Here is a 12733-nt window from a genome sequence, read left to right as displayed (position 1 = left end):
AGGCTAACAAGCACCGGCCCGGCCTTTCAGTCCACTTCGCCGCCTTGCGCCAGACCACTCTTGAGCACCTTGGCCAACTGCCGGCTGGCACTCTCGATTTCACTGGGTGTCAGCGCCGAGAACCCCAGCAACCAGCCGCCCCGTGCCGGTGGCCGGGCATAGAGCCGCGTCAGGCCCGGCAACTGGATACCCACCCGCGCCGCCTGGCGAATCGTCTCCAGCTCCGACCATCCCTCATGCAGCACACAAGGCAACTGCAAGCCCCCGGGCGGCAAGCTGGCGGTGACCACATGGCTCAAGTGGCGCTCCACCGCCTCGGCCATGGCATCACGTCGCTCGCCGTAGATCTTGCGCATTGCGCGGATATGGCTGCCGAAATGCCCATCGTTCATAAACCGCGCGAGGGTCAGTTGGGCGATTTGCGGGGTATGGCCGTCGAGGATGCTGCGGGCGTAGGTCATGGGTTTGACCAACTCCCGGGGCAGCACCATAAAGCCCATGCGCAAGCCGGGGTACAGGGATTTGCTGAAGGTGCCGAGGTAGATCGTGCGCTGGGAGCTGTCCAGGCCCTGCACACAGGCGGTCGGCAAGCCTTCATAGTGAAACTGGCTGTCGTAGTCGTCCTCGATAATCCAGCCTTGGCGCTGTTCGGCCCAGGCGATCAGGTCCAGGCGCCGCTCCAGCGCCAGGGTGGCGCCTGTGGGGTATTGATGGGACGGCGTGACATACACGGCGTTGGCGCCGCTGCGGTCGGCGCGCAGGGCGTCGATACACAGGCCTTTGGCGTCCACCGCAACCGGTACCACCTTGAGCTGGGACATTTCAAACGCCTTGCGGGCGCCGAAGTAACCGGGGTCTTCCATCAGGATCGGCTGGCCTTCATCCACCAGCACCTGTGCGCACAAATACAGGGCCTGACGCGTACTCGACAGCACCAGCACCTGATCCGGCGTGACCCGCGCCCCGCGCTCCAGGTTCAGGTAGTCGGCGATGGCCTGGCGCAGGGGTTCGGCGCCTTGCGGGTCGCCATGCAATAGCAGGTTCGGGCGGTAATCCTTCAATGCCTGGCGGTGCAGGCGCTCCCAGATGCCCACGGGGAAGGTCCGCGTTTCCGGCAGCCCTGTGGCAAACGCCTTGACCACCTGTTGGTCGGTCACCCCGCCGCTGGCAAGGATCTGCGCGCCCCTGGCACTCAGCGCCGCGACCTGGTTCGCCACCACTGGCTGGCGCTTGCGCGCGCCCAGCAGGCTCGGCCCGATCTTCTCGGAAACGTAGCTACCCGAACCTTCACGCCGGCACAGGTAACCGTCCAGTTGCAGTTGGACGTAGGCCATTTCTACGGTATCCCGGGAAATGCCCAGTGACTTGCCCAACGTACGCGTGGCGGGCAACCGACTGCCGGGCGCAAGAATGCCCTCCAGGATCAGCTGACGCAGCACGCGCTGCACCCGCACACGCAAATCCAGGGAGGCCAGCTTGGGGTCCGTCAGGCGGATCTTCAGCGTGTCCAGTTCAAGGTTGTGGGTCATTGACTTGGCCAAGGGGTAAAAAAGCATGCATCTTTGTGCGATGCCGCCGATATGTCCACGAGCAATATCGGCGAGCTTTGCCGTCGGGTGTTACAGAGCCATCCGATACTCAATGCAGCCCGAGTCCTCGGCGATCCAGTTGTAGAGTTTCTGCGCACGCTTGTTGGTCTGCTGGGTATGCCAGTACAACCGGGCGCAGCCGTGGTGTTGCGCATAGCGCTGGACCCATTCGATCAACAGTTTGCCGGTACCGCCGCCGCGCACCGTGGGAGCCACGTACAGGTCTTCGAGGTAGCAGAAGTCGGCGACCGCCCAGGTCGAACGATGCAACAGCGCATGCACCAGCCCCACCAACTCATCGCCCTGCACTGCCACGGCACAGGCCATGGCTTCATCGGTATCGAGCAAGCGGCTGAAGGCAGTGCGGGTGGTGGTCTCATCCAGGCTGACTTGATAAAAGTCCTGGTACGCCAGCCACAGTTGCAGCCATTGCTCATAGTCTTCAGGTTGCACTGCCCTGACCACGATTGCCTGTGGATCGTTACTCATCGCGTTCTCCTATCGGAAAGCCCGTTCCGGGATGGATCGGGACCCGGCAATGGTAGGTTTCCAAGGCGGCGGCGAACCGACCACTTCCAGACCACCTGGCAGGCCAATCCGCAACGGGCACTCCGTTCACAATTCGTTAAGGATTGCCTTCGTATACTCCAACGCTGCCCCCTAGCATCCGGTAACTCACCCCATGACACGCCCTGCCCCGCTGTTGCTGCTGCTTGCCGGTCTGCTGTTCTTCGTGGCCCTGGGCAATCACGAGTTGCAAGGCTCCACCGAAGCCCGAGTGGCCGGGATTGCCATGGCCATGCACCTGGATAACGACTGGGTGGTGCCGCGCCTGTTCGGTGAGCCCTTCCTGGAAAAACCACCCCTGAGCCTATGGCTGGATGCCGGGGCGATCCGCCTGTTTGGCGCCAGCACCGGCGCGGTACGACTGGCCTCGGCGTTTGCCGGGTTGTTCAGTGTGATGCTGCTGTACGGCATGCTGCGCCGCTTCGGCCGGCCTACGTCCCTGGCGTTTGGCGCCGCGCTGGTGCTGGCGACCATGGCCAGTTACTGGAGCAACGTGCGCGGCGTGGGTGAGGATGCGTTGCTCAGCCTCGGCGTGACCCTGGCGCTGCTGGCGTTCTACCAGGCCACCCGCCCGGAATCCCAGCCCGGCGCCAATATCGGCACATGGCTGCTGTTTACCTTGGGGATGGCCATCGCCACCTTGAGCAAAGGCGTGCTGGGCCTGGCGATGCCGGGCATTGTGATTTTTGCCTACCTGGCCTGCACCAGCCTGTTGGACAAGCGCGTGCGGCCCGGCCAATGGCTGCGCCCGGGCATGTTCACTCTACTGGCGCTGGTGCCGCTGTTTATCTGGCTGGGGTTTCTGTATCAACGGGGTGGGATGCAGGCGGTCAGTGAGGTGTTGTGGACCAACAGCGTCGGACGTTTCAGCGGCTCCTTCGTCGAAGCCGGGCATTACGAGCCGATCTACTACTACCTGGCCAAACTGCCCGAGGCCTTTTTGCCGTGGAATATCCTGGTGTACCTGGGCCTGTGGCACTTTCGCAAAAGCCTGGCGAGCAATCGGTACCTGCTGTTTTTCAGCCTGTGGCTGGTGGCGCAATTTACCCTGCTGACCTTCGCCTCGAGCAAACGCATCGTGTATCTGATGGCCCTGACCCCGGCGGCGGCGGTCCTCGCGGCCGAATATGGCGCGGTTCTGCTCAGCCGCCTGCCCGCCTATCGCCGTGGCTTGATCAGCGGCGTGTTTGCCGTGGTGATCGCCTGCTACCTGGGCGCGGCTATCTGGTATGCGCCCAAGGCCGACCGGCGTGAGTCCTTTGTACCGCTGACCCGCCAAATCCAGGCATTTCAGGCCCAAGGCCACAGGGTGGTGCTGTACCAGCCCAACGAGCGAGTGGCCGGCGCCACTGTGTTTTACACCCAGAACAACTTGCCGATCCTGCAGACCGAGGCACAACTGCGTGCCTATCTCGATGCCAGGCCGGGCAACCTGGCGTTGCTGGACCGTATCGAGCAACTGACCACCCCGGTCACCGCTCTCAAGCAGATCACCGTGGGCAGCCGGCCCTACTCCTTTGTCGAACAGTAAGGCCTACCAGAGCGCCAAGTCGTAAGTCAGGTAGACCCGGTAGTTATCGCGGTCACTGGCATAGGTGGAACGGTAGGTGGCCTTGCGCAACTCCACGCCCAGGCCTTTGAGGGTACTGTTCTGGATCACGTAGCGCAGGTGGGTGTCGGACTCCCACTCGCGGGCTTCGCGGCCCTTGAAGTCGCCGTTCTGGCCCTTGTAGTAACGGGTCATAAAGCTCAGGCCCGGCAGCACGGCGGCAAAGTCGTAGTCATAGCGCAGCATCCAGGTTTGCTCACCGGCCTGGATGAACTTGCCGACCCCGGCGTTGCTGAACGAGTACACCGTGGACACGCTGGCATAGGGCAGCGCGGTGTCGCCACTGACTTTCTGGTAACCCACACCCAACGCCTGCGGCCCCAGCCGATAGGTGAACAGACCACTGAACATGTCGCTGTCGACCTTGCCGTTACGCGCCTCGCCGGCCTCATTGCTGATGAAGTAGCGCAAGTCACTGGTCAGGCTCCCCGCGCCCAACGGCTGCTTATGCACCAGGCCGAGGAATTGCTGGCGATAGAACTCGCGCATTTCCCCGTAGTACCAGGTGCCACTGAGCGTAGGCGTGAAGGCATAGGTGGCGCCGGCGAAATCGAAGTCGCTGCCCTTTTTGCCGCTGTAGCCCTGTGGATAAATATCCACGCTGTCGCTGGAGTTACGCAGTTTGAATTGATCCAGGTGCCCGCTGTGCAGGTACAGGTTGCGGATGCCCGTGTATTCGACCTGGGTGCCGCGAAATGTCTGGGGTAGCAGGCGCCCGTCGTTATGCACCAGTACCGGGATCTTGGGCAGCAAGGTGCCGGTTTTCACCACGGCCGCGCCGATGCGCATTTTTGCGGTCACGCCGAGGCTGGAGAATTCATTGGCGGCGCGCCCATCATCGTGGACCGGCAACAAACCGGTGCCGGCGTGGGTGCGGCTGGAGTCGAGCTTGATCCCCGACAGCCCCTGGGCATCCAGGCCAAAGCCGACGGTGCCCTCGGTGTAGCCCGACTGCAGGTTGAGCAAAAAGCCTTGCGCCCATTCCTTGCGGTCCTCGCCACCGTCGCGATAACCGTCGTTGAAATAGTAATTGCGCAGGGTCAGCTTGCCATGGGAATCCTCCCAGAACCCCTGGGCCATCAGCGACGGCGACAGACTCGCCAGCACGCCGACGGTGACCACGCCACCCCTGGTGAAAAGCTCACGCATAACTGTTTCCTCAATGCCGTATTGTCGATTTTTATGGGCAGTTGCTCCGTGTGCCAGGCTGGACGCCAGGTCACATTGGGGCGGACACTAACGGCTTGCCGAACGCCCCACAACGTTATGCGAGAAGCGCATGACGCTATGCGCAAAGCCGCCCTTCGACAGGAAATCCACGGTGAATCTCAAACAACTCGAAGCCTTCAAGGCGATCATGTCCACCGGCTCGACCATCGGCGCAGCCACCCGTATGGGCTTGTCGCAGTCTGCGGTCAGCCGCCTGTTGAGCCAGTTGGAAGACGCCCTGGGGTTTGCCCTGTTCCTGCGCAAAAAGGGCCGGTTGATGGCCACGCCAGAGGCCGAGGAACTGCTCACCGAAGTCGCCGGACTAGTGGACGGCATGCAGCGGATCCAGCGTCTGGCGGACGAAATGCGCGTCGGCCGCTCGCGCAAAAGCCTGCTTAAAGTCGGCGTGCCCACCAGCATGACCCAGGAATTGTTGCCGCGTATTGTTGCGGACTTTCTCAAGGACCATGACGACACTGTGGTCGAGCTGCTGACCGGTTCCTACGACATGATCGAGCGCGCCGTGCTGGACCGCTCCGCCGACCTGGGTTTTGTGCGCCTGCCCACCGAGATCCCCGACTTTGATATCGAGCCGGTGCTGCACACCGAAGGCGTGTGCGTGATGCCGGCCGACCATCCACTGAGCCGCCACGCGTTCATCGAGGTGCAACATCTGCGCAATGTGCCGTTGGTGATGCTGGGCCGGCAACGGGCAGTGCGTACCGAGTTGAACCAGATGTTCCGCGCCGCCAACCTGACGCCCCAGGTACGGGTCGAAGTGCACTCGGTGGGCGCCGCCTGCAGCTTTGTCGCCGAAGGCCTGGGGGTGTCGATCGTCAATGGCCTGCTGGCCAGCCACTTCATGCACCTGCCGATTGTCAGCCGGCCGTTTCGCCCGGCATTGCCCTATGAATTTGGCCTGGCATTTCGTGCCGACGAGCCGCGCTCACAGTTGGTAACGGCATTTGCCGAGCACCTTAAACTGCGCCTGAATCCCATTGCAAAAATCCCGTAGCCCTCTGCGCGGCCGGAGACCAGCATCCCCTCTCGGCATCCCGAGCGCTGCGTAAAACGCATACCCCAACCCGCCCCACGCATAACGTTGTGGGCCTGCGCGCGATGCCCTAGTGTCCGCCCAACCAAGCGTCACTACCCACAACAATAACAGCGCACGCACCCCGCTCAGACGGGGGCCGCGCCGGGGCCGCCAGCATGACCGAACCGCAGATCCTCCGTACCCCGTCGCCCACCGAGGCGGCCGCAGACAAACCCGTGCAACGCAAGCAAATCAACCCGGCGATCATTCTGCTGAGTATCGTCCTGCTCGCCGTCGCCTTCACCTACGCGGTGAATGCCGGCAAGTTCCAGCGCCAGAATGGCCTGGTGGTGCCGGGCTCGTATCAGGTGCTGGAAAAGCAGGACTCCTTCAGCCAACTGTTCTCCCTGGAACCCCGCAAGGCCGGCGACACAACGGCCCGCCCGGTATCGTTGGTGGAAGGTTTCATGGCCATTCCCCAAGGCATCGAAAAGCGTGCGGCGTTGATTTTCATGGTGCTGTTCATCGGCGGCATGTTCGGCGTGCTGAACAAGGCCGGGGTGATCGACGCCGGGCTGGAGCGCCTGCTAGGCATGACACGAGGCAATATCTACGTGCTGGTGCCGAGCCTGATGCTGGTGTTTTCCGCTGGCAGTACCTTTATGGGGTTGGCCAAGGAATTCATCCTGATCGTGCCGTTGATGGTGGCCATGGCCAACCGCCTGGGGCTGTCGAACCTGATTGGCCTGGCCATCGTCACCATCTCGGTGAAGATCGGTTACCTGGCGTCCATCTCCAACCCGGTGGCCTTGTCCGTGGCCCAGCCGATGGTCGGCCTGCCGATCTTCAGCGGCTTGAGCATGCGCGTCGCGGCCTATTGCACCTTCCTGCTGGTGGGTATCGCGTTTGTGCTGTGGAGCATTCGCAAGCACGGCTTTGATGCCCGCGCGCAGATCACCTTTGAAAGCAAACCCCTGCCGATTCGCCACCTGCTGAACCTGCTGGTGCTGGGCGGCGGTATCGGCTTCCTGGTGTATGCCTCGAACCGCTGGGGCTGGAAATACCATGAGCTGTCGGCGTTCTACCTGCTGCTGACCGTGGCCTTCGCTGTGATCGCCGGCCTGGCCGCGAGCACTGCCGCCAGCGCGTTTGTCGATGGCATGAAGAAGGTGCTGATCGCCGGCGTCCTGATCGGCCTGGCGACCGCCGTGGAAATCATCCTCAGCACCGGCCAGGTGCTGGATACCATCGTCAACAGCTTGGCCAACCTGGTGGGCGACCACGGGCCAGTGGTCTCGGCCTACGGTATGTTCTTCGCGCAACTGGGGCTGGACGTGCTGATCCCCTCCACCTCCGGCCAGGCCGCAGTGACCATGCCGATCTTCGGGCCACTGGGCCAGTTGTCCGGCGTCAGCCCGCAAACCACGGTGTTTGCCTTTTTGATGGGCAACGGCCTGACCAACATGATCACCCCGACCTCCAGCGGCCTGCTGGTGCTGCTGGCCACGGCCAACGTCGGCTGGGGCCAATGGGCGCGCTACATCCTGCCGCTGTTCCTGATCTATGCGGTACTGGCGATGGTGCTGCTGGCCATTGCCGTGCAAACCGGATACTGAGTCGATGAGTGTTTTACCTATGCAAACCCTGCACAACCAGATGATCGCCATGCGCGACGGCATCCACCTGGCCACCGATATCTACCTGCCGGCGGGCGGCGAAGGGCCGTATCCGGTGGTGATCGAACGTACGCCCTATGACAAGTGCAAACCGTCGCGCTCGGAAAAACAGCTCGACGGCCAGCACATCTCCCGCGAGCAAATGGCAGCGCGTTTTACCGCCCAGGGGTTTGTCGCGATCTTCCAGGATTGTCGCGGGCGCTACGCCTCCGAAGGGGTGTTCACCAAGTACACCGCCGAGGGCGAAGACGGTTTCGACACCCTGGCCTGGATCGTTCGCCAGCCATGGTGCAACGGCAAGATCGGCAGCATGGGCCTGTCTTACGCGGCCCACACCCAACTGGCGATGGCCTGCCTGCATCCGCCGGGCCTGAGCAGCATGGTGCTCGACAGTGGCGGCTTCGCCAACGCCTACCAATGCGGGATTCGCCAGGGCGGTGCGTTTGAACTCAAGCAGGCCACCTGGGCGTTTCGCCAGGCCAAAGAAAGCCCGCTCGCCCTGGCCGACCCGCAGGTGCGCCAGGCGCTGGAAGACGAAGACATCCATGAATGGTTCCGCCGCATGCCCTGGCAGGCGGGCCAATCGCCGTTGCGTCATGTGCCCGAGTACGAAGCCTATCTGCTGGAGCAGTGGGCCCAGGGCACCTTCGGCCCCTACTGGCAGAAGTCGGGAATTTATGCCGAAGGTCACTACGGGCGCTTGCCGGATATTCCGGTGCTGTTCATGTCCAGTTGGTACGACGCTTATGTCAGCTCGACCCTGACCAACTACACCGCCTTCAACCGCGCCAGCAGCGCGCCGCAACAGTTGATCATGGGGCCGTGGTTGCACGGTGACCGCAATATCAGCCATAGCGGCGATGTGGAGTTCGGTGCCCAGGCCGCGTTTGACGGCCAGGTGGCGCAGGATTGGTTGAGTTGTCGCCTGCAATGGTTCGAGCAATCACTCAAGCCCGGGACGCAGCCACCGCCGGCCCAGGTGCAGGTGTTCTTGATGGGCGGTGGCAGCGGTTTGCCGGATGAGCAGGGCCGCCTGCAACATGGCGGTCGCTGGCTGCAGGGCGAGCAATGGCCACTGCCTGGCACCCAGTCGCTGACCTTGTACCTGGATGCGCAACGGCAACTGACCGAGGTTGCGCCCAGCGCTGACGAAGCTGTGTTGGGTTACTACGCCGACCCGGCCAACCCGGTGCCGACCGTGGGCGGTGCGTTGACATCCGGCGCGCCGATTTTTGTCGGCGGCGCCTTCGACCAGCGTGAACGCCCGGACTTTTTTGGCACCCGGGGTGACAATCGCCCCCTGTGCGAGCGCGACGATGTGCTGAGTTTTCAGACCGCGCCCCTGAGCGAAGACCTGATCGTCGCCGGGACGGTGCAGATCGAGCTGTGGATCGACAGCGACGCGCCGGACACCGACTTCACCGCCAAGCTGGTGGATGTCTACCCGCCGAGCGCCGCTTACCCGGAAGGCTTTGCGATGAACATCACCGACGGCATCCGCCGCTGCCGCTATCGTGACGATTGGGAGCAGCCCAGACCGCTGACACCCGGTGAGCGGGTGAAGGTGAACATCGAGCCATTTGCCACCTGCAATCTGTTCAAACAGGGCCATCGCCTGCGCTTGGACATTTCCAGTAGCAATTTCCCGCGCTTCGACGTCAACCCCAACAGCGGCGAGAAAGAGGGCCAGGCCAGCCATCCGCGCATTGCGCACAATCGCCTGCACCTGAGCCGGGATGCGGCGTCGTGCCTGGTCCTGAGCATCCTGCCCACAAGCTGATCCCCCTATCCCCCTGACCAGCGGCCGTGTTGTGCCGAGCGGGCTTGTTGTGGCGAGCGGGCCTGCCCGCGTTGGACTGCGCAGCAGTCCCCTCTCCTGGGGGGCGCTACTCCTCCCCCAACGCGGGCAAGCCCGCTCGCCACAAAGGGAAGTCAGCTTTTTAAAAGTGACCACTCATCCACGAATCCCACATTGATTAAAAAACCGTTTCAGCTCTCGCCCTGCCTGCCGATATCCCCAGACTATCCATCGGCTGGGCGACCTTCCAGCAACTGATGTACACGCAATCTGTTCCTGGAGGAATTCGATGAATACATGGTTTGGCAACATCAGCGTCAACTTGAAACTGGGCCTGGGCTTTGGCCTGGTGCTCGTGCTCACCTCGATCCTCGCACTCACTGGCTGGACCAGCCTGGGCAGCCTGATCGACCGCAGCAACTGGATGAGCGACATCACCCAGCTCAATTCATCGCTGACCAAACTGCGCATCGTGCGCCTGCAGTACATGCTCGCCAACGGCGACGAAGCCGTGGCGCAGAATGTGCAGACCACCCTCGACAGTTTTGCCGCGCAGCAGCAACAGTTGGTCAACAGCTTCAAGAGCCCGGAAAACCTCAAGCTGCTCAACGAGCAGAAAGACACCATCACCGCCTACCGGCAGTCGCTGAACAAAATGCGCGAGGCCTACCGCAACGGTAACGCCGCACGCCAGACCATGGGCGAACGCGCCGACGCCGCCGGCCTGGTGATTGCAGCCCTGGACCGCAGCGTGCGGCAGATGCCTGAAAGCAGTGAGCGCTTCGCCCAGTACGAAGCCGTCAACCACGCCAAGGAAGAGTTCCAGGTGGCGCGCTACGAAGTGCGCGGCTACACCGGCAACGTCAACCCAGACACCGAAGCCCGTGCAGAAGCGCAAATCGAATCGGCAATCAATGGCCTCAAAGGCTTGAAGAACGTGTTCGGTGAAGCCCAGCAAGCCGAGCTGACCGCCCTGGAAAACGCCCTGGGCGCCTACCGCACTGCGCTGCAGGCCTATAAAGCCGCCAACGCCAATATCGTTCTCGCCCGCCAGGAAATGACTGTGCAGGGCGCCGATATCGTGTCGCGCAGCGAAGCGCTGTATGACATCCAACTGCAACGCCGCGACGCCGAAAGCGTCCAGGCCCGCAGCCTGCAACTGATCAGCACCGTGCTCGCGCTGTTGGTGGGGATTATCGCCGCGCTGGTCATCACCCGGCAGATCACCCGCCCGCTGCAGGAAACCCTGGCAGTGGTCGAGCGCATCGCTTCCGGCGACCTGAGCCACAACATCCAGGTGACCCGTCGCGATGAGCTGGGCGTGCTGCAACAAGGCATCCAGCGCATGGGCAGCACCTTGCGCGAGCTGATTTCCGGTATCCGCGACGGCGTCACGCAGATCGCCAGCGCTGCCGAAGAGCTGTCGGCCGTGACCGAGCAGACCAGCGCCGGGGTCAACAGCCAGAAGATCGAGACCGATCAGGTGGCCACCGCGATGCATGAGATGACCGCCACCGTGCAGGAAGTGGCGCGCAACGCCGAACAGGCTTCCCAGGCCGCATCAACCGCCGATGGCCAGGCCCGCGAAGGCGACAAGGTGGTGGCCGAAGCCATCGCCCAGATCGAACGCCTGGCCGACGAAGTGGCGCGTTCCACCGACGCCATGGCGCACCTGCAACAAGAGAGCAACAAGATCGGCAGTGTGATGGACGTGATCAAGGCCGTGGCCGAACAGACCAACCTGCTGGCGCTCAACGCCGCCATCGAAGCCGCACGTGCCGGTGAAGCCGGCCGTGGGTTTGCCGTGGTCGCCGACGAGGTCCGCGGCCTGGCCCAGCGCACGCAGAAGTCCACCGAAGAAATCGAAGGCCTGGTCGCCGGTTTGCAGAACGGCACCCAGCAAGTGGCCACGGTGATGAACAACAGCCGCAGCCTGACCGACAGCAGCGTCGAACTGACCCGCAAGGCCGGCGTCTCCCTGGAGAACATCACCCGTACGGTGTCGAACATCCAGTCGATGAACCAACAGATCGCCGCCGCCGCCGAACAGCAAAGCGCCGTGGCCGAAGAAATCAGCCGCAGCATCGTCAATGTGCGTGATGTGTCGGAGCAGACCGCAACGGCCAGCGACGAGACCGCCAAGTCCAGCGTCGAACTGGCACGACTGGGCAGCCAGTTGCAGCAGATGGTCAGCCATTTCCGGGTGTAAACAAAAAGCCGCCCCGGCCGAAACCGGGGCGGCTCCACTTCTCAGGCCTTGACGGTCATCGAAGCTGTCTCGCAGGAATCGCCAGACGTGCTAAACACGCAGGCCATTCACCACGAGGTGTGACAAACAGCGGCTGATGCCCTGCCATTTGTCGATCAGGCCTGGCCTTCCTCGACAAACACCAGCCGATTACCAAACGGGTCCTTGATGCTCATCTCCCGCGAGCCCCAGGGTGTTTCCTCGACGCCCGGCTTGGCAAAGCGATAATTCTTGGCCTGCAATTGCTGCTGGAACCCATCCACCCCTGGGGCCTGGATCCGCACCGCCGCGCCCGGCGAGGCGTCGCCATGGTGCTCGGATAGATGCAGCACGCACTCGCCCAGCGACACTTGCAGGTACAACGGAAAATTCGCTTCGAACCGATGCTGCCAATCCACCTTGAACCCCAGGAAGTCGACGTAGAACTCCAGCGCCTTGGCCTCGTCGAAAATCCGCAGGATGGGGGTGACTTTTCCTAACTGCATAAGGCTCTCCAAATCCACAAAACGTCCTGTTGTCAGGCCACCACCCTACCCCAAGGCGAGCGTGCTGTGAACGCCAGTCGAGGCTGGATTCAACCGTGGGCCTTGCCGGCGGTGCCATAGCGCTGTGCCGAAAAGAAATCGCTGGCGACCGCCTCGGTGAGGGTCATGGAGGACTCGGGCGTGCCGCTGTGCGCCCAGCCGGTCACCGCGCCACTGCTGTGCGTGCTGTTGGCGGACGAGAATTTATGCAGGTAGACCTTGTCAGGGTCGATCCATTGATGGGTCAGGTTCCAGACTTTTTCCTGGATCCAGCCTTTGATCATATCCCGGGGAAAAGGAAAGGTGGCCAGCGTGTTGGCGGCTGGCACATTAGCTTCGCCCGTATGGTCACCGACGCGCACCGAGGCAGTGAAGATGGATGGGTTACCGAAATGACTGACGCTTCATATTGATTGTGCATACAGGCTCTCCGTAAGAAGTCCCATCCATCTTAGATAGCGCTCCCACAGCCACAAC

General features: G+C 62.6%; 10 protein-coding genes and 1 pseudogene. 6 read left to right on the top strand and 5 right to left on the bottom strand.

Annotated features, from left to right (window positions below):
• Positions 1-26: 26 nt before the first annotated feature.
• Together PSFL_RS05855 and PSFL_RS05850 are read right to left on the bottom strand one after the other, a co-directional pair.
• Complete coding sequence (locus PSFL_RS05855) at positions 27-1529, bottom strand: PLP-dependent aminotransferase family protein (RefSeq protein WP_169989856.1); 1503 nt, start codon at positions 1527-1529, stop codon at positions 27-29.
• Between the two features lie 90 nt (positions 1530-1619).
• A complete protein-coding gene (locus tag PSFL_RS05850) occupies positions 1620-2078 on the bottom strand; it encodes a GNAT family N-acetyltransferase (RefSeq protein WP_057440203.1) in 459 nt (152 codons plus the stop codon).
• Between the two features lie 193 nt (positions 2079-2271).
• Between PSFL_RS05850 and PSFL_RS05845 the strand changes: the two genes are divergently transcribed.
• Positions 2272-3687 carry a glycosyltransferase family 39 protein gene (locus PSFL_RS05845; RefSeq protein WP_273879864.1) on the top strand — a complete coding sequence of 472 codons (1416 nt, stop codon included), beginning with the start codon at positions 2272-2274 and terminating at the stop codon, positions 3685-3687.
• Between the two features lie 3 nt (positions 3688-3690).
• Here the strand turns inward: PSFL_RS05845 and PSFL_RS05840 are convergent, their stop codons facing one another.
• Complete coding sequence (locus tag PSFL_RS05840) at positions 3691-4914, bottom strand: OprD family porin (protein WP_198849270.1); 1224 nt, start codon at positions 4912-4914, stop codon at positions 3691-3693.
• Positions 4915-5086: 172 nt separating this feature from the next.
• Between PSFL_RS05840 and PSFL_RS05835 the strand changes: the two genes are divergently transcribed.
• The 5 genes and pseudogenes from PSFL_RS05835 to PSFL_RS05815 all read left to right on the top strand — a co-directional run bounded on the left by PSFL_RS05835 (position 5087) and on the right by PSFL_RS05815 (position 11693).
• Positions 5087-5989: a LysR family transcriptional regulator gene (locus PSFL_RS05835; RefSeq protein WP_128593727.1), complete on the top strand. Its 903-nt coding sequence runs from the start codon at positions 5087-5089 to the stop codon at positions 5987-5989.
• Positions 5990-6186: 197 nt separating this feature from the next.
• Entirely contained in the window at positions 6187-7626 is a 1440-nt protein-coding gene (locus PSFL_RS05830; RefSeq protein ID WP_397469801.1) for a YfcC family protein, read from the top strand.
• A 19-nt stretch (positions 7627-7645) separates the two neighbouring features.
• A complete protein-coding gene (locus PSFL_RS05825; protein WP_397469817.1) occupies positions 7646-9466 on the top strand; it encodes a CocE/NonD family hydrolase in 1821 nt (606 codons plus the stop codon).
• A 307-nt stretch (positions 9467-9773) separates the two neighbouring features.
• Positions 9774-10790: pseudogene (locus PSFL_RS05820) on the top strand (methyl-accepting chemotaxis protein); the annotation flags it as partial.
• 39 nt (positions 10791-10829) lie between these two features.
• Complete coding sequence (locus PSFL_RS05815; RefSeq protein ID WP_370694600.1) at positions 10830-11693, top strand: methyl-accepting chemotaxis protein; 864 nt, start codon at positions 10830-10832, stop codon at positions 11691-11693.
• Positions 11694-11848: 155 nt separating this feature from the next.
• On the opposite strand, the gene PSFL_RS05810 is transcribed toward PSFL_RS05815, so the two are convergent.
• Together PSFL_RS05810 and PSFL_RS05805 are read right to left on the bottom strand one after the other, a co-directional pair.
• Positions 11849-12217, bottom strand: coding sequence for a glyoxalase superfamily protein (locus PSFL_RS05810; RefSeq protein WP_057960612.1), 369 nt, complete (start codon positions 12215-12217; stop codon positions 11849-11851).
• A gap of 89 nt (positions 12218-12306) precedes the next feature.
• Positions 12307-12585 (bottom strand): dermonecrotic toxin domain-containing protein, encoded by a 279-nt coding sequence (locus PSFL_RS05805; protein WP_397469800.1) that lies wholly within the window; start codon positions 12583-12585, stop codon positions 12307-12309.
• Between the last annotated feature and the right edge of the window lie 148 nt (positions 12586-12733).

Origin of the sequence: Pseudomonas sp. DD1, assembly GCF_044510355.1 — a bacterium.
In the GTDB taxonomy this organism is placed as follows: domain Bacteria; phylum Pseudomonadota; class Gammaproteobacteria; order Pseudomonadales; family Pseudomonadaceae; genus Aquipseudomonas; species Aquipseudomonas shahriarae.
Note: the sequence above shows the minus strand (reverse complement) of the source record. Positions and strands in the feature narration are given on the sequence as shown.